This window comes from Streptomyces sp. NPDC042346 (assembly GCF_055581845.1).
Map to the genome: position 1 here is coordinate 109546 of NZ_JBVJEH010000006.1, position 22411 is coordinate 131956.

21 protein-coding genes are annotated in these 22411 nt (G+C 71.4%); 1 reads left to right on the plus strand and 20 read right to left on the minus strand.

All coding sequences use genetic code 11. The annotated features are described in order from the left end of the window. Positions 1-13 precede the first annotated feature (13 nt). The 6 genes from carB to pyrR all read right to left on the minus strand — a co-directional run bounded on the left by carB (position 14) and on the right by pyrR (position 7949). Positions 14-3322, minus strand: a complete 3309-nt coding sequence (gene carB, locus ACZ6K0_RS24330; protein ID WP_469235579.1) for a carbamoyl-phosphate synthase large subunit — start codon at positions 3320-3322, stop codon at positions 14-16. Next, on the minus strand, positions 3315-4463 hold the full coding sequence (gene carA / locus ACZ6K0_RS24335) for a glutamine-hydrolyzing carbamoyl-phosphate synthase small subunit (protein WP_376410322.1): 1149 nt from the start codon (positions 4461-4463) through the stop codon (positions 3315-3317). Before carA ends, carB begins: the two co-directional genes overlap by 8 nt. Next, entirely contained in the window at positions 4460-5032 is a 573-nt protein-coding gene (locus ACZ6K0_RS24340; protein WP_376410319.1) for a PH-like domain-containing protein, read from the minus strand. Before ACZ6K0_RS24340 ends, carA begins: the two co-directional genes overlap by 4 nt. Next, complete coding sequence (locus ACZ6K0_RS24345) at positions 5029-6315, minus strand: dihydroorotase (RefSeq protein ID WP_469235581.1); 1287 nt, start codon at positions 6313-6315, stop codon at positions 5029-5031. The genes ACZ6K0_RS24340 and ACZ6K0_RS24345 overlap by 4 nt, the downstream gene beginning before the upstream one ends. Before the next feature lie 2 nt (positions 6316-6317). Then, positions 6318-7298: an aspartate carbamoyltransferase catalytic subunit gene (locus ACZ6K0_RS24350; protein ID WP_469235583.1), complete on the minus strand. Its 981-nt coding sequence runs from the start codon at positions 7296-7298 to the stop codon at positions 6318-6320. An 87-nt stretch (positions 7299-7385) separates the two neighbouring features. Beyond that, positions 7386-7949 (minus strand): bifunctional pyr operon transcriptional regulator/uracil phosphoribosyltransferase PyrR, encoded by a 564-nt coding sequence (gene pyrR / locus ACZ6K0_RS24355; RefSeq protein WP_376410311.1) that lies wholly within the window; start codon positions 7947-7949, stop codon positions 7386-7388. Between the two features lie 245 nt (positions 7950-8194). On the opposite strand from pyrR, the gene bldD reads away from it, so the two are divergent. After that, on the plus strand, positions 8195-8695 hold the full coding sequence (bldD, locus tag ACZ6K0_RS24360) for a transcriptional regulator BldD (RefSeq protein WP_015032294.1): 501 nt from the start codon (positions 8195-8197) through the stop codon (positions 8693-8695). A gap of 221 nt (positions 8696-8916) precedes the next feature. Here the strand turns inward: bldD and nusB are convergent, their stop codons facing one another. The 14 genes from nusB to ACZ6K0_RS24430 all read right to left on the minus strand — a co-directional run bounded on the left by nusB (position 8917) and on the right by ACZ6K0_RS24430 (position 22411). Further along, positions 8917-9354 (minus strand): transcription antitermination factor NusB, encoded by a 438-nt coding sequence (gene nusB, locus ACZ6K0_RS24365; protein WP_376410308.1) that lies wholly within the window; start codon positions 9352-9354, stop codon positions 8917-8919. Between the two features lie 2 nt (positions 9355-9356). Then, positions 9357-9923 carry an elongation factor P gene (gene efp, locus ACZ6K0_RS24370; protein ID WP_376410305.1) on the minus strand — a complete coding sequence of 189 codons (567 nt, stop codon included), beginning with the start codon at positions 9921-9923 and terminating at the stop codon, positions 9357-9359. 49 nt (positions 9924-9972) lie between these two features. Next, a complete protein-coding gene (locus ACZ6K0_RS24375; RefSeq protein ID WP_376410303.1) occupies positions 9973-11085 on the minus strand; it encodes an aminopeptidase P family protein in 1113 nt (370 codons plus the stop codon). An 86-nt stretch (positions 11086-11171) separates the two neighbouring features. Continuing rightward, positions 11172-12290, minus strand: coding sequence for an AAA family ATPase (locus ACZ6K0_RS24380; RefSeq protein ID WP_469235585.1), 1119 nt, complete (start codon positions 12288-12290; stop codon positions 11172-11174). 160 nt (positions 12291-12450) lie between these two features. Further along, the gene (gene aroQ, locus ACZ6K0_RS24385) at positions 12451-12897 is read right to left on the minus strand and encodes a type II 3-dehydroquinate dehydratase (protein WP_376410297.1); all 447 of its coding nucleotides are present in this window, start codon (positions 12895-12897) and stop codon (positions 12451-12453) included. Then, positions 12894-13991, minus strand: coding sequence for a 3-dehydroquinate synthase (gene aroB, locus ACZ6K0_RS24390; protein WP_376410294.1), 1098 nt, complete (start codon positions 13989-13991; stop codon positions 12894-12896). The genes aroQ and aroB overlap by 4 nt, the downstream gene beginning before the upstream one ends. Then, positions 13988-14509, minus strand: coding sequence for a shikimate kinase (locus ACZ6K0_RS24395; protein ID WP_376410291.1), 522 nt, complete (start codon positions 14507-14509; stop codon positions 13988-13990). Before ACZ6K0_RS24395 ends, aroB begins: the two co-directional genes overlap by 4 nt. Beyond that, positions 14506-15690, minus strand: a complete 1185-nt coding sequence (aroC, locus tag ACZ6K0_RS24400) for a chorismate synthase (protein WP_376410287.1) — start codon at positions 15688-15690, stop codon at positions 14506-14508. The genes ACZ6K0_RS24395 and aroC overlap by 4 nt, the downstream gene beginning before the upstream one ends. Positions 15691-15804: 114 nt before the next feature. After that, on the minus strand, positions 15805-16116 hold the full coding sequence (locus ACZ6K0_RS24405; protein ID WP_469235588.1) for a hypothetical protein: 312 nt from the start codon (positions 16114-16116) through the stop codon (positions 15805-15807). A gap of 47 nt (positions 16117-16163) precedes the next feature. Next, on the minus strand, positions 16164-16991 hold the full coding sequence (locus ACZ6K0_RS24410) for a shikimate dehydrogenase (RefSeq protein WP_376410281.1): 828 nt from the start codon (positions 16989-16991) through the stop codon (positions 16164-16166). Then, positions 16988-18820 carry an endolytic transglycosylase MltG gene (gene mltG, locus ACZ6K0_RS24415; RefSeq protein WP_469235590.1) on the minus strand — a complete coding sequence of 611 codons (1833 nt, stop codon included), beginning with the start codon at positions 18818-18820 and terminating at the stop codon, positions 16988-16990. Before mltG ends, ACZ6K0_RS24410 begins: the two co-directional genes overlap by 4 nt. Positions 18821-18921: 101 nt before the next feature. Next, positions 18922-19386: a Holliday junction resolvase RuvX gene (gene ruvX, locus ACZ6K0_RS24420; RefSeq protein ID WP_099054263.1), complete on the minus strand. Its 465-nt coding sequence runs from the start codon at positions 19384-19386 to the stop codon at positions 18922-18924. Positions 19387-19388: 2 nt separating this feature from the next. Continuing rightward, positions 19389-22058: an alanine--tRNA ligase gene (gene alaS, locus ACZ6K0_RS24425; RefSeq protein ID WP_376410275.1), complete on the minus strand. Its 2670-nt coding sequence runs from the start codon at positions 22056-22058 to the stop codon at positions 19389-19391. Continuing rightward, complete coding sequence (locus ACZ6K0_RS24430) at positions 22058-22411, minus strand: DUF6167 family protein (protein WP_469235592.1); 354 nt, start codon at positions 22409-22411, stop codon at positions 22058-22060. Before ACZ6K0_RS24430 ends, alaS begins: the two co-directional genes overlap by 1 nt.

The window sequence follows — 22411 nt, forward strand, 5'->3', positions numbered from 1 at the left end:
TTCGTACGGGCTGCTAGTCGCGGGCCGCGGTCAGATGCTCCGCGTGTTCCTGGAGCGAGCGGACGCCGACGTCGCCGTGGTTGAGCGCGTCGATGCCCTGGACGGCCGCGGCGAGCGCCTGGACCGTGGTGAGGCACGGGACGCTGCGCGCCACCGCTGCCGTACGGATCTCGTAGCCGTCGAGGCGGCCGCCGGTGCCGTACGGCGTGTTGACGATCAGGTCGACCTGGCCGTCGTGGATCAGCTGGACGATGGTCTTCTCGCCGTTCGGGCCCTCGCCCTCGCTGAGCTTGCGCACGACGGTGGCGTTGATGCCGTTGCGCTTGAGGACCTCGGCGGTGCCGGAGGTGGCGAGCAGCTCGAAGCCGTGGGCGACGAGCTCGCGCGCCGGGAAGATCATCGAGCGCTTGTCGCGGTTGGCGACGGAGATGAACGCGCGGCCCTTGGTGGGCAGCGGGCCGTAGGCGCCGGCCTGCGACTTGGCGTACGCCGTGCCGAAGACCGCGTCGATGCCCATGACCTCGCCGGTGGAGCGCATCTCCGGGCCGAGGACGGTGTCGACGCCGCGGCCGTGGATGTCGCGGAAGCGCGACCACGGCATGACGGCCTCCTTGACGGAGATCGGCGCGTCGATCGGCAGGGTGCCGCCGTCGCCGTTCTTCGGCAGCAGGCCCTCGGCGCGCAGCTCGGCGATGGTGGCGCCGAGCGAGATGCGGGCGGCGGCCTTCGCGAGCGGGACGGCGGTCGCCTTCGAGGTGAAGGGGACGGTCCGGGAGGCGCGGGGGTTGGCCTCCAGCACGTACAGGATGTCACCGGCCATGGCGAACTGGATGTTGATCAGTCCGCGGACGCCGACGCCCTTGGCGATCGCCTCGGTGGAGATGCGCAGGCGCTTGATGTCGAAGCCACCGAGGGTGATCGGGGGCAGGGCGCACGCCGAGTCGCCGGAGTGGATGCCGGCCTCCTCGATGTGCTCCATGACGCCGCCGAGGTAGAGCTCCTCGCCGTCGTAGAGGGCGTCGACGTCGATCTCGATGGCGTCGTCGAGGAAGCGGTCGACCAGGACCGGCCGGGTGGGGCTGATCTCGGTGGACTCGGCGATGTACGACTCCAGGCGGGTCTCGTCGTAGACGATCTCCATGCCGCGGCCGCCGAGCACGTACGACGGGCGTACGAGGACGGGGTAGCCGATCTCGTCGGCGATGGCCTTGGCGCCGGCGAAGGTGGTCGCGGTGCCGTGCTTGGGGGCGGGGAGGCCGGCCTCGGCGAGGACCCGGCCGAAGGCGCCGCGGTCCTCGGCGGCGTGGATGGCCTCCGGCGGGGTGCCGACGACCGGGACGCCGTTGTCCTTGAGCGCCTGCGACAGGCCCAGCGGGGTCTGGCCGCCGAGCTGGACGACGACACCGGCGACGGGGCCGGCGAGGGTCTCGGCGTGGACGATCTCCAGCACGTCTTCCAGCGTCAGCGGCTCGAAGTACAGGCGGTCGGAGGTGTCGTAGTCCGTCGAGACGGTCTCCGGGTTGCAGTTGACCATCACGGTCTCGTAGCCGGCGTCGCTGAGCGCGAAGGAGGCGTGGACGCAGGAGTAGTCGAACTCGATGCCCTGGCCGATGCGGTTCGGGCCGGAGCCCAGGATGATCACCGCGGGCTTGGTGCGCGGCGCGACCTCGCTCTCCTCGTCGTACGAGGAGTAGAAGTACGGGGTCTTGGCGGCGAACTCGGCGGCGCAGGTGTCGACCGTCTTGTAGACCGGGCGGACGCCGAGGGCGTGGCGGACCTCGCGGACGACGTCCTCGCGCAGGCCGCGGATCTCGGCGATCTGGGCGTCGGAGAAGCCGTGGCGCTTGGCCTCGGCGAGGATCTCCGGGTGGAGCTTCTCGGCGGCGGCCAGCTCGTCGGCGATCTCCTTGATCAGGAAGAGCTGGTCGACGAACCACGGGTCGATCTTCGTGGCGTCGAAGACCTCCTCCGGGGTGGCGCCGGCGCGGATCGCCTGCATCACGGTGTTGATGCGGCCGTCGGTCGGGCGGACCGACTCCTCCAGGAGGAGGGCCTTGTCGCCGGGCTCGCCGACGAAGGTGAACTGCGAGCCCTTCTTCTCCAGGGAGCGCAGGGCCTTCTGGAGGGCCTCGGTGAAGTTGCGGCCGATGGCCATGGCCTCGCCGACCGACTTCATGGTCGTGGTGAGGGTGGAGTCGGCCTGGGGGAACTTCTCGAAGGCGAAGCGCGGGGCCTTGACGACGACGTAGTCGAGCGAGGGCTCGAAGGACGCCGGGGTCTTCTCCGTGATGTCGTTCGGGATCTCGTCCAGCGTGTAGCCGACGGCGAGCCGGGCCGCGATCTTGGCGATCGGGAAGCCGGTGGCCTTGGAGGCGAGCGCCGAGGAGCGGGAGACGCGCGGGTTCATCTCGATGACGATGATCCGGCCGTCGACCGGGTCGATCGCGAACTGGATGTTGCAGCCGCCGGTGTCGACGCCGACCTCGCGGATGATCGCGATGCCGATGTCGCGCAGCCGCTGGTACTCGCGGTCGGTGAGCGTCATCGCCGGGGCGACGGTGATCGAGTCACCGGTGTGGACGCCCATCGGGTCGAAGTTCTCGATGGAGCAGACGACCACGACGTTGTCGTTCTTGTCGCGCATCAGCTCCAGCTCGTACTCCTTCCAGCCGAGGATGGACTCCTCCAGGAGCACCTCGGTGGTCGGGGAGAGCGTGAGGCCCTGGCCGGCGATGCGGCGCAGCTCGTCCTCGTCGTGGGCGAAGCCGGAGCCGGCGCCGCCCATGGTGAAGGAGGGGCGGACGACGACGGGGTAGCCGCCGAGCGTGTCGACGCCCGCGATGACGTCGTCCATCGAGTGGCAGATGACCGAGCGGGCGGACTCGCCGTACCCGATCTTGGCCTTGACGGCCTCGACGACGCCCTTGAAGAGGTCGCGGTCCTCGCCCTTGTTGATGGCCTCGACGTTGGCGCCGATGAGCTCGACGCCGTACTTCTCCAGGACGCCCTGCTCGTGCATGGAGATCGCGGTGTTGAGCGCGGTCTGACCGCCGAGGGTGGGCAGGAGGGCGTCGGGGCGCTCCTTGGCGATGATCTTCTCGACGAACTCGGGGGTGATCGGCTCGACGTAGGTCGCGTCGGCGATCTCCGGGTCGGTCATGATCGTGGCCGGGTTGGAGTTGACCAGGATCACCCGCAGGCCCTCGGCCTTGAGGATGCGGCAGGCCTGGGTGCCGGAGTAGTCGAACTCGGCGGCCTGTCCGATGACGATCGGGCCGGAGCCGATGACCAGGACGGACTGGATATCGGTGCGCTTAGGCACGCTCGGCCTCCATCAGGGATACGAAACGGTCGAAGAGGTACGCGGCGTCGTGCGGGCCCGCGGCCGCCTCGGGGTGGTACTGGACGGAGAAGGCCGGCTGGTCGAGCAGCTGGAGGCCTTCGACGACCTGGTCGTTCAGGCACACGTGGGAGACCTCGGCACGCCCGAAGGGGGTGTCGGAGACCTTGTCGAGGGGCGCGTCGACGGCGAAGCCGTGGTTGTGCGCGGTGATCTCGACCTTGCCCGTGGTGCGGTCCTGGACCGGCTGGTTGATGCCGCGGTGGCCGTACTTCAGCTTGTAGGTGCCGAAGCCGAGGGCGCGCCCGAGGATCTGGTTGCCGAAGCAGATGCCGAAGAGCGGGGTCTTGCGCTCCAGGACCGCCTGCATGACGGCGACGGGGCCGTCGGCGGTGGCCGGGTCGCCCGGGCCGTTGGAGAAGAAGACGCCGTCCGGGTTCACCGCGTAGATGTCCTCGGCGGTGGCCGTGGCCGGCAGCACGTGGACCTCGATGCCGCGCTCGGCCATCCGGTGCGGGGTCATGCCCTTGATGCCGAGGTCGACGGCGGCGACGGTGAACTTCTTCGTACCGATCGCGGGGACGACGTACGTCTCCTTGGTGGCGACCTCGGCGGAGAGGTTCGCGCCCTTCATCTGGGGCTGCTCCTGGACCTTCGCGAGGAGGGCCTCGTCGCGGACGCCGTTCCAGGCCTCGCCGGAGAAGATGCCGACGCGCATGGCGCCGCGCTCGCGCAGGTGGCGGGTGAGGGCGCGGGTGTCGATGCCGGAGATGCCGACGACGCCCTGGCGCTCCAGCTCCTCGTCCAGCGAGCGCCGGGCGCGCCAGTTGGAGGAGACGCGGGCGGGGTCGCGGACGACGTAGCCGGAGACCCAGATGCGGCCGGACTCGGGGTCCTCGTCGTTGACGCCGGTGTTGCCGACGTGCGGGGCCGTCATGACGACGACCTGGCGGTGGTACGACGGGTCGGTGAGGGTCTCCTGGTAGCCGGTCATGCCGGTGGAGAACACGGCCTCGCCGAAGGTCTCCCCCACGGCCCCGTAGGCGCGGCCGCGGAAGATGCGGCCGTCCTCCAGGACGAGTACGGCGGGAACCTTGCTGGTTCCCCGGGTGGAGGTCGTCATCGTGCGATGCCTTCCGTCGTGTTGATCATGGAGTTGATGGCCTCGACCCAGGCGGTGTGCTCGGCCGCCCGGTCGGAGCGGAAGCCGGAGTCGAGCAGCTTCTCGCCGTGGGCCCAGGTGACGATCAGCAGGCCGCCCTCGGCGAGGACCTTGCCGGCGATGCCCTTGTCGAGGCGGGCCTCGCGCAGGGCGTCCGTCGGGATGAAGTAGTCGTTCGCCCCGGGGCGTACGACCGCGATTCCGGCGTCGGTGAGCGTGAGCTCGACGCGGCTGCGGGTGCCGAGGCCGTGGGCGACGATCCGGTCGAGCCACTGCCCGGCGGTCGTGGACCCGTGGTAGCGCCCGCTCAGAGTCAGTTTCGCCTCACCGGGAGCCTCCGGCGCGGCGGGCAGCTCGGGCAGGTCCGACTGGAGGCTGCCGCGCCACTTCCACCCCTGGCGCATCAGCCAGTAGACGAGGGTGATGAAGAGCAGCAGTCCGGCGACCCAGCCGATCCGTCCGGCCCAGTCGGTCACCTCCGCCGACTTCGGTTCCGCTGCCTGTGCGGCGATTGCGATGAGTGGTGTCACGCCAGCTTCCCGTCCACGACCGTTGCCCGGCCCCGCAGGAGGGTGTGGGTGACGCGTCCCGGCAGCTCACGGCCCTCGTAGGGGGTGTTGCGGCTGCGGGAGGCGAAGTCCGCGGGGTCCACGACACCACGGTAAGCCGGATCGACCAGCGTCAGGTTCGCGGGCTCACCAGCCGAGACGGGTCGTCCGTGGCCCTTGGCCCGTCCGATGCGGGCCGGGGCGAAGGACATCCGGTCGGCGACGCCGGCCCAGTCGAGGAGGCCGGTCTCGACCATCGTCTGCTGGACGACGGAGAGGGCCGTCTCCAGGCCGACCATGCCCATGGCGGCGGCCGCCCACTCGCAGTCCTTGTCCTCGTGCGGGTGCGGGGCGTGGTCGGTGGCGACGATGTCGATCGTGCCGTCGGCCAGCGCCTCGCGCAGCGCCAGGACGTCCTTCTCGGTGCGCAGCGGCGGGTTGACCTTGTAGACGGGGTTGTACGAGCGGACCAGCTCGTCCGTGAGGAGGAGGTGGTGCGGGGTGACCTCGGCGGTGACGTCGATGCCGCGGGACTTGGCCCAGCGGACGATCTCGACGGAGCCGGCGGTGGAGAGGTGGCAGATGTGGACGCGGGAGCCGACGTGCTCGGCGAGGAGGACGTCGCGCGCGATGATCGACTCCTCGGCGACGGCCGGCCAGCCGCCGAGGCCGAGCTCGGCGGAGACGATGCCCTCGTTCATCTGGGCGCCCTCGGTGAGGCGGGGCTCCTGGGCGTGCTGGGCGACGACGCCGTCGAAGGCCTTCACGTACTCCAGGGCGCGGCGCATGATCACGGCGTCGTCGACGCACTTGCCGTCGTCGGAGAAGACGGTGACGCCGGCGGCGGAGTCGTGCATGGCGCCGAGCTCGGCGAGCTTCTTGCCCTCCAGGCCGACGGTGACGGCGCCGATGGGCTGCACGTCGCAGTAGCCGGACTCCTTGCCGAGCCGGTAGACCTGCTCGACGACGCCGGCGGTGTCGGCGACCGGGTGGGTGTTGGCCATGGCGAAGACGGCCGTGTAGCCGCCGGAGGCGGCGGCGCGGGTGCCGGTGAGGACGGTCTCGGAGTCCTCGCGGCCGGGCTCGCGCAGGTGGGTGTGGAGGTCGACGAGGCCGGGGAGGAGGATCTGGCCCGCGGCCTCGATGACCGTCGCGCCGTCGGCGGACAGGCCGGTGCCGACCTCGGCGATGGTCTCGCCGTCGATCAGGACGTCCAGGACCTCGCCGCCCAGCACCTGTGCACCGCGGATAAGGATCTTGCTCATGGTTACTTGTTCTCCTCGGTGCGGGTGTGGGTGACGGCGGAGTCGTTGCCGCCCAGAAGCAGGTAGAGGACCGCCATGCGGATCGAGACGCCGTTGGCGACCTGCTCGATCACCGTGCAGCGGTCGGAGTCGGCGACCTCGGCGGTGATCTCCATGCCGCGGACCATGGGGCCGGGGTGCATGACGATGGCGTGCTCGGGCATCCTCGCCATCCGGTCGCCGTCGAGCCCGTACCGGCGCGAGTACTCGCGCTCGGTGGGGAAGAAGGCGGCGTTCATCCGCTCGCGCTGCACACGCAGCATCATCACCGCGTCGGACTTCGGCAGCACCCTGTCGAGGTCGTACGAGATCTCGCAGGGCCAGGTCTCGACGCCGACGGGGACGAGGGTCGGCGGGGCCACCAGGGTGACCTCGGCGCCGAGGGTGTGCAGCAGGTCGACGTTGGAGCGGGCGACCCGGCTGTGCAGGACGTCGCCGACGATCGTGATGCGGCGGCCGTTCAGGTCCTTGCCGAGGCCCGCGTCGCGGCCGACCAGGCGGCGGCGCATGGTGAAGGCGTCCAGGAGGGCCTGGGTGGGGTGCTGGTGGGTGCCGTCGCCGGCGTTGATGACGGGCGCGTCGATCCAGCCGGAGGTGGCGAGGCGGTACGGGGCGCCGGAGGCGCCGTGCCGGATGACGACCGCGTCGACGCCCATGGCCTCCAGGGTCTGAGCGGTGTCCTTGAGGGACTCGCCCTTGGAGACGCTGGAGCCCTTGGCCGCGAAGTTGATCACGTCGGCGGAGAGGCGCTTCTCGGCGGCCTCGAAGGAGATCCGGGTCCGGGTGGAGTCCTCGAAGAACAGGTTGCAGATGGTCCGGCCGCGCAGCGCCGGCAGCTTCCTGATGGGCCGGTCGGCCACCCGGGCCATCTCCTCGGCGGTGTCGAGGATCAGGACGGCGTCGTCGCGGGTGAGGTCGGCGGCCGAGATGAGGTGACGCATCATCGGGTTTTCTCTCCGTGGTGGGGAGGCATGGGGGCATGCGGGCGCGCAGGGGTGTGCCCCCGTGGCCCCGCGGGGAAGCCGGTCCGGCTAGGAGGAGGTCTGGGAACCGAGCAGGACGGTGTCGCGACCGTCTTCCTCGGCGAGCTGGACCTTGACCGTCTCCCGCAGCGACGTGGGGAGGTTCTTGCCGACGTAGTCGGCGCGGATCGGAAGTTCGCGGTGGCCGCGGTCGACGAGGACCGCGAGCTGGACGGCGCGCGGCCGGCCGATGTCGCCGAGGGCGTCGAGGGCGGCGCGGATGGTGCGGCCGGAGAAGAGGACGTCGTCGACGAGGACGACGAGGCGGCCGTCGATGCCGTCACCGGGGATCTCGGTGCGGCCGAGGGCGCGGGCCGGCTTCAGCCGCAGGTCGTCCCGGTACATGGTGATGTCGAGGGAACCGACCGGGATCTTGGTGCCGGTGATCGATTCGAGCTTCTCGGCGAGCCGGCGGGCGAGGAAGACACCGCGGGTCGGAATGCCGAGGAGAACCACGTCGTCGGCGCCCTTGGCGCGCTCGACGATCTCGTGGGCGATGCGGGTCAGGACCCGCGCGATGTCCGGGGCCTCGAGTACGGGCCGGGCGTCACCGCTGTGCTGCTGAGTGTCCATGGGAAACGGACCTCCTTCTCCGCCTCACGGGACGGCTCTTAAAGGACGTCGGATTTGCGCGGCCAACTCTACCAGGGGGGTGCGGTCGCGCCTCCGACGCCCCCGCCGCCACCCCGGGCGGCGTCCCCCGGGAGGGGGCGGTACGGACCTTTCGGCTTGACGGGCGAGCGTAACGCTGCGTAACCTCACAGTGAGTTACCAGCCGCGCGGCGCAGCCGCATGTCGTCACAGCGTCCGGGAGCGTTATGTCCAGCGAATACGCAAAGCAGCTCGGGGCCAAACTCCGTGCCATCCGCACCCAGCAGGGTCTTTCCCTCCACGGGGTGGAGGAGAAGTCCCAGGGCCGCTGGAAGGCCGTCGTGGTCGGCTCGTACGAGCGTGGTGACCGCGCGGTGACCGTGCAGCGTCTCGCCGAGCTCGCCGACTTCTACGGGGTGCCGGTGCAGGAGCTCCTGCCGGGCACGACCCCGGGCGGGGCCGCCGAGCCGCCGCCGAAGCTGGTCCTGGACCTGGAGCGCCTCGCGCACGTCCCCCAGGAGAAGGCCGGCCCGCTCCAGCGCTACGCGGCGACGATCCAGTCGCAGCGCGGCGACTACAACGGCAAGGTGCTGTCGATCCGCCAGGACGACCTGCGCACCCTGGCCGTCATCTACGACCAGTCCCCCTCGGTCCTCACCGAGCAGCTGATCAGCTGGGGCGTCCTCGACGCGGACGCGCGCCGCGCGGTCGCCCACGAGGAGAACTGACCCTTCCGCTGCCCTTCCGAGGCACCAGCAGAAACGTACCGCCGGGCCCGTGGACGTCATCCGACGTCCACGGGCCCTGTGCTTTCCCGGAGGGCCTGTACGGGCCGCTCAGGCCCTCCGGGGCCTCGGCCGCCCCGAAGGGCGCGGACACGTCGAAGGGGCCCGCAGCGCGAGCTGCGGGCCCCTTCGACTGTCCACTGACGTCCTGGGGACGTACGGACTCAGACGTCCGCGTCCCGGCGCAGGCGCGGCTTCAGGTCCTTGAAGCGCGCCAGCAGGCCGTTGACGAAGTTCGGGGACTCGTCGGTGGAGAACTCCTTGGCGAGCTGGACCGCCTCGTCGATCGCGACCGCGTCCGGCGTGCCGTCCTCCCAGATCAGCTCGTACGCACCGAGGCGCACGATGTTCCGGTCGGCGACGGGCATCCGGTCGAGGTCCCAGTCCACCGCGTAGGTGGCGATGAGCTCGTCGATCCGCGCGACGTGCGCCGCGTACCCCTCGACCAGCTGCATGGTGAAGTCGGCGACCGGCGGCTGACGGTCGTCCGACCGCGCGAGCCGGACCTGGTCCGCGAGCACCTCCTGGACGGAGGCATCGCGCTGGTCGGCCTCGAAGAGGATCTGGAAGGCGCGCTTGCGGGCCTTGCTCCGAGCGGCCACGGTTAGCTGTTCACCCGGCCGAGGTAGTCGCTGGTGCGGGTGTCGACCTTGACCTTCTCACCGGTGGTGATGAAGAGCGGGACCTGGATCTCGTGGCCGGTCTCCAGCTTGGCGGGCTTGGTGCCGCCGGTGGAGCGGTCGCCCTGGACGCCCGGGTCGGTGTGCTCGATCGTCAGCACGACGGCGGCGGGGAGCTCGACGTAGAGCACCGAGCCCTCGTGCTGCGCGACGGAGGCGGAGAAGCCCTCGATGAGGAAGTTGGCGGCGTCGCCGACCGACTTGCGGTCGACGTGCAGCTGGTCGTACGTCTCCTCGTCCATGAAGACGAAGTAGTCGCCGTCCATGTAGGAGAACTGCATGTCGCGGCGGTCGATGGTGGCCGTCTCGACCTTCACACCGGCGTTGAAGGTCTTGTCGACGACCTTGCCGGACAGCACGTTCTTGAGCTTGGTGCGCACGAAGGCCGGGCCCTTGCCGGGCTTGACGTGCTGGAACTCGACGACGGACCAGAGCTGGCCGCCTTCGAGCTTGAGCACCATGCCGTTCTTGAGGTCGTTCGTGGAAGCCACGGTTGCGGAATCTCCTGGACTGACGTGGGACCGTGGAGGCGTACGCGCCTTACAGCGCGAGCAGCTCCTTGGTCGTGATGGTGAGTAGCTCGGGTCCGCCGTCCGCCTCCTGGCGCACGACGAGCGTGTCATCGATCCGGACCCCGCCCCGGCCCGGGAGGTGGACCCCCGGTTCGACGGTGACCGGCACACAAGCGTCCAGTTTACCCATGGCCGAGGGTGAGAGCTGCGGGTCCTCGTCGATTTCGAGCCCCACGCCGTGCCCGGTGAGCGGCACGGCCGCCTCCGCGTGGCCTCCGGCGTCCAGGATCTGACGGGCCGCCCGGTCCACGTCGCGGTACTCGGCGCCCGGTGCGAGGGACTCGCGTCCGGCCCGCTGAGCGGCGAAGACGAGCTCGTACAGCTCGATCTGCCAGTCGGCGGGCGTCGTGCCGATGACGAAGGTGCGACCGATCTCGCACCGGTAGCCGCGGTAGTCGGCGCCGAGGCAGACGGAGAGGAAATCACCCTCCTCGACCCTTCGGTCGGTGGGCCGGTGCCGGCGGCGCCCGGAGTGCGGGCCGGTCGCCACCGAGGTGGCGAAGGCTGCTCCGTCGGCTCCGTGGTCGACGAGCCGCCGCTCCAGCTCCAGGGCGAGGTGGCGCTCGGTCCGCCCCACCAGGATCGACTCCAGGAGCTCGCCGAGGGCCTGGTCGGCGATCTCCGCGGCGATCCGCAGGCAGGCGATCTCGTCCTCGTCCTTGACGATCCTGAGCTGTTCCACGGCGCAGGCGAGGTCGGCGAGGTGGAGTCCGGGCGCGACGGAGCCCATGGCCCGGTGCCGGGCCACGGTCAGGTCGTGTTCCTCGACGGCGAGCGCGTCGGCGCCCGCCCGTCGGGCGAGATCGGCGGCCGCGACCGCCGGATCACCCCCTCCGGCGGGCAGGACCTGCTGCCGGAGCAGCTCGTCGAGCCGTCCGTCGGCCGGCTCGCCGCCGGGAGCGACGGGGCAGAGCAGGACGTCCGCGTCCGGCTCGGGGCCGATGAGCAGGACGGCTCCGGCGGGCGAACCGCCCGCGAGATAGCGGACGTTGGCGGGGCGGGAGACCAGGGCCGCCGGGCTGCCCGCGGCCGCGCAGCGATCGCGCAGCCGTACACGGCGGTCCGCATACACCTCTGACATGCTCCGAGCCTACGAGGAGCTCGGCGCGGCGGCCTGTTCTGCGCGGCCGACCGTGCGGGCGCCCCCGCCCTCCGGGCCCCGGAGGGTCACCAGGAGGGCGGGCTCGCTATCGCGCGGGCGAGGACGTCGTCGAGGACGCGTGCGGTGGTCTCGACGTCGTACGTGGAGTTGTCGATGATCGGCAGGCCGGAGCCGTACCAGCCGGCCATGCGGCCGTGGATGGCCGCCACCTCCTCGTCCGAGAGGCGCCGGTTGCCGCTGCGCTCGGCGTTGCGCTCCAGGACGATCTCCAGGCCCGGCAGGAGCACGACGGGCAGCAGACCGGGGCCGACGTGGCGCTTCCAGCCGCCGAGGCCGACGACGGGCCGGTCGGGGAAGACCGCGTCGTCGACGATGCAGGAGATGCCGTTGGCGAGGAAGTTGCGGGCGGCGAAGCCGCAGGTGCGGCGGGCGAGCCGGTACTGCGCCTCGGAGTGCTCGTTCCACCCGGACTGCGGGTCGGCGAATCCGGAGCAGACCCACTCGCGTACGTCGTCGAGGCTGATGTGCGCCGTGGGCACGCGGCGGCGCTGGGCCCAGTGGCGGGCGACGGTCGTCTTGCCGGCGCCGGCGGGGCCGATGAGCAGGACGGCGAGGGTCGCGGCGCCGGTCCCCCCGCCGTGCTCCACGGGCGGCGCGAGGGGTGCGCTCACCGGCGGCAGCGGGACGTGGCCGGTGAAGTCCGCGCGGAGCGGCGCCTGGGCCGGGTGCTGCGGGGCGGCCGAGTGCTGCGGGGCCGGCGCGTGCTGCGGTACGGCTCCGGGGGCGCCCCAGCCCGGTCCGCCGGGGCCCGGCGCGGGCGGTGCGGCGTGGGGCGGCGGCGCGGGGTGCGGGGGCCGGGGGGCGCCCGCCTGAAGCGTGGGGTGCACACCGAGCCGGGACCCGGCGGTCTGCGCGGGGTACGGAGCGGCCTGCGGGGGCGCCGGAGGGACGGGCGGGTGCGTGCCCCGCACCCCGCTCCCCGGCCCGGAGACGGGCCCTGGGACCGGACCCGAGGCGAGTCCGGGGACAGGCCCCGGGACAGATCCCGGGACGGGTCCGGCGACGGGCCCGGAGACGGCCCCCGGGACCGGCCCTGGCACGGCCCCTGCCACGGGTCCGGTGCCGGGCGCCTGGCCCGGCGACTGCTCGGGCGGTGGCAGCGGGCCCCCCACTGCGTGCTGCATCCGGTGCCACTCCGTCTCGTACGACTGACTGATGTATCAAGGACGCCGGAACGTTACCGCCCCTGCCCCCCACAGGGGGAACGGCCGGGGCGGGCCCGTAGTGCCCCGCCCCGGCCGTATCGCACTCACCACCGGGTCGGCCGACCGGCCGGACGGCCGGTCAGTCCGTCAGTTCCTCGGCCAGCGCCCGCAGGGCCAGCCGGTAGGAGCCGATCCCGAAGCCGGCCACCGTCCCGGTCGCCACGGCCGCGACGACCGAGGTGTGCCGGAACTCCTCCCGGGTGTACGGGTTCGAGATGTGCACCTCGATGAGCGGCGCCGTCCGCTGCGCGGCCGCGTCCCGCATCCCGTACGAGTAGTGCGTGAACGCCCCCGGGTTGAGCACCACGGGAACCGAACCGTCCGCCGCCTCGTGGAGCCAGCGGATCATCTCGCCCTCGTCGTTGGTCTCGCGGACCTCGACGTCGAAGCCCAGCTCCGCGCCGAGGGTCCGGCAGGACTCGACGAGCCCCTTGTAGGAGGTGGCGCCGTAGATGTCGGGCTCGCGGGAACCGAGCCGCCCGAGGTTCGGGCCGTTCAGCACGAGTACGGGTCGGGGGTCGGTCACACCGCCACCTCGCCGTACGCCGCGAACAGCACGGCCGGGTCGGGGCCCTCCAGGACGGCCGGCTTGCCGAGTCCGTCGAGCACGATGAAGCGCAGCAGGTCGCCGCGGGACTTCTTGTCGACCTTCATCGTCTCCAGGAGCTTCGGCCACTGGTCGCCGCGGTACGTGAGCGGCAGGCCGACGGACTCCAGGACCGCGCGGTGCCGGTCGGCGGTGGCGTCGTCGAGCCGCCCGGCGAGCCGGCCGAGCTCGGCGGCGAACACCATGCCGACGGAGACGGCGGCGCCGTGGCGCCACTTGTACCGCTCGTTCTTCTCGATGGCGTGGGCCAGCGTGTGGCCGTAGTTGAGGATCTCGCGGCGGCCGGACTCCTTGAGGTCACCGGAGACGACCTCGGCCTTGACCCGGATCGACCGCACGATCAGCTCGGCGGTGTGCGGACCGGCGGGCGTACGGGCGGCCTCCGGGTCCTCCTCGACGAGGTCGAGGATCACCGGGTCGGCGATGAAGCCGGCCTTGATGATCTCGGCGAGACCGCTGACGTAGTCGTGCACCGGCAGCGAGTCGAGCGCGGCAAGGTCGCAGATGACCCCGGCCGGCGGGTGGAAGGCGCCGACGAGGTTCTTGCCCTCGGCGGAGTTGATGCCCGTCTTGCCGCCGACGGCCGCGTCGACCATGGCCAGGACCGTGGTCGGTACGGCGATCCAGCGCACGCCCCGGAGCCAGGTCGCGGCCACGAAGCCGGCCAGGTCGGTGGTCGCGCCGCCGCCGACGCCGACGATGACGTCGGTCCGGGTGAAGCCGGTCTGGCCCAGCGCCTTCCAGCAGTAGGCGGCGACCTCGGCGGTCTTCGCCTCCTCCGCGTTCGGCACCTGGATGGCGACGGCCTCGAAGCCCTGGTCGGCGAGGTCCGCGCGGAGCGCCTCGCCGGTGCCGGCGAGCGCCTCTGGGTGGATCACGGCGACCCGCTTGGCCCGGGAGCCGATCAGGGCCGGGAGCTCGCCGAGCAGTTGCCGGCCGACCAGCACCTCGTACGGCTCGGTGCCCGCGCTGCCCGCGACCTGGATACGGGTCACTTCCTGGTCCGTCGTCATGCGTCCTTCTTCAGATCCAGTGCCGAGAGGACCGCGTCCGCGACCTCTTCGGGGGTGCGGTCGTCGGTGGTGACGACCACTCGTGCGACTTCGGTGTAGAGATGGCGGCGCGCCTCCATCAGCTCGCGCCACTGGCGGCGCGGGTTGACGGCGAGCAGCGGCCGCGCGGTGTTGAGTCCGACGCGGCGGACCGCCTCCTCGACGTCCATCGAGAGGTACGCGACGGGCAGTCCGGCGAGCAGGGCGCGGGTGTCGGCGTCGAGGATCGCGCCGCCGCCGAGGGAGAGGACGCCTTCGTGCGCGGCGACGGCCGCGCGGACGGCGTCCCGCTCCAGGGCGCGGAAGTGCTCCTCGCCGTCCTCGACGAAGACGTCGGAGATCTCCCGGCCCTCGGCGGCGACGATGTCGGCGTCGGTGTCCCGGTAGGGCGCGCCGAGCCGTTCGGCCAGGAGCGCGCCCACCGTGGACTTGCCGGAGCCCATGGGCCCGACGAGGACGACCAGCGGTCCGGCGGTCACCGGATGCGCAGGTTGTCGAGGTACGACTGCACGTTGCGGCGGGTCTCCGGGACGCTGTCGCCGCCGAACTTCTCGACGACGGCGTCCGCGAGGACGAGCGCGACCATGGCCTCGGCGACGATGCCGGCGGCGGGAACGGCGCACACGTCGGAGCGCTGGTGGTGGGCGGCCGTGGCCTCGCCGGTGACGACGTCGATCGTGGCGAGGGCGCGCGGGACGGTCGCGATCGGCTTCATCGCGGCGCGGACGCGCAGCAGCTCGCCGGTGGTCAGACCGCCCTCGGTGCCGCCGGAGCGGCCGGAGGTGCGCTTGATGCCGTCCTCGGTGCGGACGATCTCGTCGTGGGCCTTCGAGCCGGGCACGCGGGCGAGGTCGAAGCCGTCGCCGACCTCGACGCCCTTGATGGCCTGGATGCCCATGAGCGCGGCGGCGAGCCGGGCGTCGAGGCGCCGGTCCCAGTGGACATGGGAGCCGAGCCCGACGGGCACGCCGTACGCGAGCACCTCGACGACACCTCCGAGGGTGTCCCCGTCCTTGTGGGCCTGGTCGATCTCGGCGACCATCGCCTTCGACGCGTCGGCGTCGAGGCAGCGGACCGGGTCGGCGTCGAGCTTCTCGACGTCGGCGGGGGTCGGGTAGACGCCGTACGGGGCCTTGGCGGCCGCCAGTTCGACGACGTGCGACACGATCTCGATGCCCGCGGCCTCCTTGATGAAGGAGCGGGCGACGGCGCCGAGGGCGACACGGGCCGCGGTCTCCCGGGCGCTGGCGCGCTCCAGGATCGGGCGGGCCTCGTCGAAGCCGTACTTCTGCATGCCGGCGAGGTCGGCGTGGCCGGGCCGGGGCCGGGTCAGGGGCGCGTTGCGGCCCGTCTCCTTGAGCTCGGCCGGGTCGACGGGGTCGGCCGACATGACCTTCTCCCACTTGGGCCACTCGGTGTTGCCGACCATGACGGCGATCGGCGAGCCGAGGGAGAGCCCGTGGCGGACACCGCCGAGGAAGGTGATCTCGTCCTGCTCGAACTTCATCCGGGCGCCGCGTCCATACCCGAGGCGACGCCGCGCGAGGTGGTCCGCCACCAGCTCGGTGGTGACGGGGACGCCGGCGGGAAGACCCTCCAGCGTCGCGACCAGCGCGGGTCCGTGGGATTCCCCAGCGGTCAGCCAACGCAACCTGCTCAACGATGCTCCTCATGCTCGCGCCTGGGCACTGCGACGGCGCGGCCGGGTGCGCGGCCCGGGCACGCCGCCACCGATCCTCCCACGTCCGGGGCGACGACTTCGTCCCCGGTCCAACTATCGGACGCGGGTCTCGTCCTCCAGGACGGTCTCCGTGGCCTCCGGAGCGGTCTCCTCGGCCTCCAGAGCGGTCGCCTCCGCCCCCGGAGCGGTCGCCTCCGCCCCCGGAGCGGTCGCCTCCGCCTCCGGAGCGGCGGAGGAGCGGTTCCGCAGCCAGGAGAAGAAGCCGTACACCAGGGTCGTGCCGAACAGCGCGAGCACGGTGCACCGCGCCCACAGGGGCAGCGAGCTGAAGAGCCCCATCCACAGATAGCGCACCAGGTCGAAGCCGATGTCCCACTTGGACGCCAGCAGCAGTTCCTCGCCCATGTCCCCCGCACTCCCCCTGTACGCCGATCGTTCCGGCGCAGGTGACCCTACCTGGCGGCCAGCGCCCGTTCGCCCGCCGCACGCATCGCCGCGAGCGGGGCGGGCGTGCGGCCCGTCATCTGCTCGACCTGGAGGACGGCCTGGTGGACGAGGAGGTCGAGGCCGCCGACGACCTGGCCGCCGCGGTCGGACCAGGCGGCCGCGAGCGCGGTCGGCCAGGGGTCGTACAGGACGTCGAAGAGCGTGCCGACCGCGTCGGGGACCGCGGTGGCGAGGGCGTTCGTGGTGCCGGCCGGGGTGGTCGCGACGACCAGCGGCGCGGCGAAGGCCTCGGCCGCGCGCTCCCAGTCGGCGGTACGGACGTCCACCCCGAGCCGCTCGCCCCAGCCGCGCATCTCCTCCGCGCGCGCCTCGCTGCGGACGTACGCGGTGACGGGGCCCGAGCAGACCCGGGAGAGCGCGGCAAGCGCGGAGGAGGCGGTGGCGCCGGCGCCGAGGATCGCCGCGGACTCCACCTTCTCGACGCCCCGCTCGCGCAGGGCGGCGATCATCCCCGGGATGTCGGTGTTGTCGCCGACGCGTCGCCCGTCCTCGCGGAGGACGACGGTGTTGACGGCCTCCACGGAGGCGGCCGTGTCGCTGATCTCGTCGAGCATTGGGATGATCGCCCGCTTGAGCGGCATGGTGAGCGAGAGGCCCGCCCAGCTGCCGTCCAGCTCGCCGACGAAGCCGGCGAGCCCGGCCTCGTCGACCTCGAAGCGGTCGTACGACCAGTCGTCGAGGCCCAGCTCGGCGTAGGCCGCCCGGTGCAGGACCGGGGAGAGCGAGTGGGCGATCGGCGAACCGAGGACGGCCGCGCGGTGCTGCGTGCTCACTGGCCCTGTTCCCGTTCCTTCTCGTACTCCGCGACGTTCTGGTTGTGCTCCTTGAGCGTCACGGAGAAGACGGTCTTGTTCTCGTTGATCGACACGAAGTAGTACCAGGGGCCGTCGGCCGGGTTCATCGCCGAGTTCAGCGCCTCGATGCCGGGGTTGCTGATGGGACCGGGGATGAGGCCCTTCACGTCGTACGCGTACGTGTTGTACGGGTCCTTGATCTTGCGCATCTCCTCGACCGTGCCGACGTCGAGGGTGCTCGTGCCCCTGAAGTAGTTGACCGTCGAGTCGAACTCCAGGCGGCCCACGGTCTCCACGTTGTTCGGCTTGAGCCGGTTGTAGACGACGCGGGCAACCTTGTCGAAGTCGTGCTTGTACTTGCCCTCGACCTGCACGAGGCTCGCGACCGTCAGGAGCTCCCAGGGACCTTGCAGGCCGTGCTCCTTCGCCTTCGCGTCCAGGTCGAGCTTGGCGTACTCCTGGTTCGCGCGGGACACCATCTTGCGGAGCGCGTCCTCGGGCTTGGCCGTCTTGGAGACCGGATAGCTGGCCGGGAAGAGGAAGCCCTCCAGGGGATCCTTGACGTCCTTGTGGTTCTTGGCCCAGTCGGGCAGGCCGAGGGAGTCCGCCTTCGCCTGGGCGATGTCCCTCGTGGTGCCCGGCTTGAGGTCGAGGCGCTTGTCGAGCTGCTCGTACACCCAGGCGTTCCGCTTGCCCTCGGGGATGACGAAGTTGGCCTGGCTCGCCGGGTTGAGCATGAGCGCGAGCGCGCTCTCGGCCGACATGCCCTTCTTCAGCGTGTAGACGCCGGCCTGGATCGAATTGCCCTTGGGGTTCTTCTGCTGCGCCGAGACGAAGGCGTCGACGCTCTTGACGACGCCGTCCTTCTTCAGGATGCCCCCGATCTCGTTGCCGAAGGCACCCTTGGGGATCTCCACCTGGACCTCGCCGCTGCCGCTGCCCGCGAAGTCCTCGGCCGCGCCGAACTGGCCCTGCCAGAACTTGTAGCCGAAGTAGCCGATGCCTCCGACGCCGCCGACCAGGACGGCCGCCACGACGAGGCAGGCCACGCCGTTCTTGCCCTTGCGTTTCTTCGACTTGCCCCGGCGTTCGCGGTCGCCGCCGCGGGAGCCGCGTCCCGGTGCCGCTTCCTCGTCGTACTCGTCGTCGTCCGCGTCGTCGGCGCCCGTGAAGAAGGGGTGCTTCTCCTCCTCCGGCTCCGGGTGCGCCTCTTCCTCCGGCGCCCAGTCGATCACCGGCTCCGGCGGGTTCTGCCGGTGGCCGGGGGGCTGGGGCGGCGGGTACGCCTCGGGGGTGCCGTACAGGTCGGGGTTCTGGCCGCCGTAGGGATCGGCCGGGGGCGCGCCGTACGCCATCGCCGCCTGGCCCGACTCCCAGCCGCTGTCGTACTGCTGTCCGAGGTCCCCGGGCGTGTCGTAACCGCCCGGGTACCCCGTCCCGTACTGCTGCTGGTGAGGCTGCTGAGGCTGCTGCTGGTACTGAGGCTGCTGGTGCTGCTGAGGCTGCTGCTGCTGGTACTGAGGCTGCTGGTACTGCTGCTGCCCCTGCTGCTGGTACTGCGGATCCACGTAGCCCTGGGGCTGCTGCGGCTCCTGGTACTGCTGCTCCTGGTACTGAGGCTGCTGGTACTGGGGCTGCTGATGCTGCTGGTACGGGTCGCCCTCGTACCCCTGGCCGCCGCCCTGACCGTACGGGCTCGCCTGCTGCGGCTGCTGGTACTGCTGCTGACCTTCCCACCCCTGGTCCCCGTACAACGGGTCCGTGGGGTGCCACGGTTCGGAGCCGGGGCTCCGGCCATACTCAGTCATCGATCCCCAACCAGCCGCGAGGCTTCCGGACGATCCGCCTCTACGTAGTGCGGCAGTTGTTCGAACACGGCCGCATCGCGCGGAACGTTACCGTATCGCGATCAGATGACCACTTCGACGCCCTCGCCGGGCGGATTACCTGATACCCGTTCGGACTCAAGAGCGGCTTGCAGGATGATCACAGCGGCGGCCTGGTCGATGACGGACCGCCCCTTCTTCGCCTTCACTCCCGAGGCCCGAAGCCCCTGGGTCGCGGTGACCGTCGTCATCCGCTCGTCGACCAGCCGGACCGGCACCGGGGCGATGCCCTTGGCCATCTCCCGGGCGAAGGCACGGACCTTGGTCGCGGCCGGGCCCTCCCGCCCGCTGAGCGAGCGGGGCAGGCCCACGACGACCTCGATGGGCTCGTACTCCTCGACGATCTGGCGGAGCCGCCGGTGGGCGGCCGGGACGTCACGTCCCGGCACGGTCTCCACCGGCGTGGCGAGGACCCCGTCGGGGTCGCACGAGGCGACCCCGATCCGGGCGTCCCCGACGTCGACCGCGATACGGCGGCCGCGACGCATCGTCACGCCGTCTCCGTCACGAGACGCTCGACGGCGGCGATGGCCTCGCCGACGGCCTCCGGGTTCGTACCGCCGCCCTGGGCGACGTCCGGCTTGCCGCCGCCACCGCCACCGAGGGTCTTGGCGGCCGTGCGGACCAGCTCGCCGGCCTTGAGGCCGCGCTCGCGGGCGGCCTCGTTGGTGGCGATGACCGTGAGCGGCTTGCCGTTGGCCGTGGTGAACAGCGCCACGACGGCCGGACGGCCGCCGGAGATGCGCCCACGCACGTCGAGGACCAGCTTGCGCAGGTCGTCGGCGGTGGTGCCGTCCGGGACCTGACCGGTCACGAGGGCGACGCCGCGGACGTCCTTGGCGGAGTCGACGAGACCGGCGGCGGCCTGGAGGACCTTCTCCGCGCGGAACTTCTCGATCTCCTTCTCGGCGTCCTTCAGCTTGCCGAGCATGGCGGAGATCTTCTCCGGCAGCTCCTCGGGGCGGCCCTTGACCAGCTCCTGGAGCTGGGCGACGACCGTGTGCTCCTTGGCGAGGAAGTTGTACGCGTCGACGCCGACGAGGGCCTCGATGCGGCGCACGCCGGAGCCGATGGACGACTCGCCGAGCAGCTTCACGAGACCGAGCTGGGAGGTGTTGCGGACGTGCGTACCGCCGCACAGCTCCTTGGAGAAGTCGCCGATGGTGACGACGCGGACCTGCTCGCCGTACTTCTCGCCGAACTCGGCGATGGCGCCCTGGCGCTTGGCCTCGTCGATCGCCATGACCTCGGCGTGGACCTCCAGCTCGCGCGAGAGGATCTCGTTGATCTTCTGCTCGACGTCGACGAGGACCGTGCCGGGGACGGCGTTCGGCGAACCGAAGTCGAAGCGGAAACGGCCGGGCTGGTTCTCGGAACCGGCCTGGGCGGCCGTCGGACCGAGGGCGTCGCGCAGCGCCTGGTGGGTCAGGTGGGTGGCCGAGTGGGCGCGGGCGATGGCCGTCCGGCGCCGGACGTCGATGGTGGCGTAGGCGGTGGAGCCGACGGTCACCTCGCCGACCTGGACGGAGCCCTTGTGCACGGAGACGCCCGGGACCGGCTGCTGGACGTCACGGATGTCGATGACCGCGCCGCTGTGCAGCTTGATCCGGCCCTGGTCGGCGATCTGGCCGCCGCCCTCGGCGTAGAACGGGGTGCGGTCGAGGACGACCTCGACCTCGTCGCCCTCGGAGGCCGCCGGCGACGGGACGCCGTTGACGAGGAGGCCGACGACCGTGGTCTCGCCCTCGGTGTTGGTGTAGCCGGTGAACTGGGTGGCGCCGTTGCCGTCGGCGATCTCCCGGTAGGCCGTCATGTCGGCGTGACCGGTCTTCTTGGCCTTGGCGTCGGCCTTGGCGCGCTCCCGCTGCTCCTTCATCAGGCGGCGGAAGCCGTCCTCGTCCACGGAGAGGCCCTGCTCGGAGGCCATCTCCAGGGTGAGGTCGATCGGGAAGCCCCAGGTGTCGTGGAGCAGGAACGCCTTGTCGCCGGAGAGGATCGTGCCGCCGGCGGCCTTGGTCTCGGTGACGGCGGTGTCGAGGATGTTGGTGCCGCCCTTGAGGGCCTTCAGGAAGGCGGCCTCTTCGGCGAGGGCGACCGTCTCGATGCGCTTGCGGTCGGTGACCAGCTCCGGGTACTGCTCGCCCATCGTGTTGATCACGGTGTCCACGAGCTCCTGGACGACCAGGCCGGTGGCGCCGAGCAGGCGCATGTTGCGGACGGCGCGGCGCATGATGCGGCGCAGCACGTAGCCGCGGCCCTCGTTGCCGGGGGTGACGCCGTCGCCGATGAGCATGACGGACGTCCGCATGTGGTCGGCGACCACGCGCAGCGAGACGTCGCTGTCGTGGGCCTTGCCGTAGGCGACGCCGGTGAGCTCGGTGGCCTTGTCGATGACGACCTGGAGGGTGTCCGTCTCGTACATGTTCTGGACGCCCTGGAGGATCATCGCCAGGCGCTCCAGGCCGAGGCCCGTGTCGATGTTCTTCGACGGCAGCTCGCCGAGGATCGGGAAGTCGTCCTTGCCGGAGCCCTCACCGCGCTCGTACTGCATGAAGACCAGGTTCCAGATCTCCACGTACCGCTCGTCGTTGACGGCCGGGCCGCCCTCGACGCCGAACTCGGGGCCGCGGTCGTAGTTGATCTCGGAGCACGGGCCGCAGGGTCCGGGGACGCCCATCGACCAGTAGTTGTCCTTCTTGCCGAGGCGCTGGATGCGCTCGGCGGGGACGCCGACGACGTCGCGCCAGATCTGCTCGGCCTCGTCGTCCTCCTGGTAGACGGTGATCCAGAGCTTCTCCGGCTCCAGCCCGTAGCCGCCGTGCTCCACCGAGGAGGTCAGCAGCTCCCAGGCGAGCTTGATGGCGCCTTCCTTGAAGTAGTCGCCGAAGGAGAAGTTGCCGCACATCTGGAAGAACGTGCCGTGGCGGGTGGTCTTGCCGACTTCCTCGATGTCGGGCGTCCGCACGCACTTCTGCACGCTGGAGGCGCGCGAGAAGGGCGGCTTGACCTCACCCAGGAAGTAGGGCTTGAAGGGCACCATGCCGGCGGGGACGAGCAGCAGAGTCGGGTCGTCCGCGATGAGCGACGCCGAAGGGACGACGGTGTGCCCGCGCTCCTCGAAGAAGCTCAGCCAGCGGCGGCGGATTTCAGCCGACTCCATCAGTGGTCCTCATTCCGGTTGTACGAGATCGTGGGGATTGAATACGTCGTGGTCGGGCGCGCGGTGGGATCGAGCGCTGCCCTGCGGCGCGGTGCCGGAAGCTCGTGGTCCCGGTCGTCTTCGACCGGGGCGTCCAGGCCGAGCGCCTCGCCGAGTTCGGCCTCGCGCTGGACCATGCCGGCCCTCACGTCGAGTGCGAAGTCCTTGAGCCGGTGGCCGGTCTCGACGGCCTTGTTCGCCGCCTGGGCGGCGAGGCTCTCGGGGGTCAGCTGCTTGAGCTTCCGGTTGACCTTGGTGGTGGCCCACACGCCGGCGGCTGCGCCGGCCGTGAACCAGAACGTGCGGCGGAACAT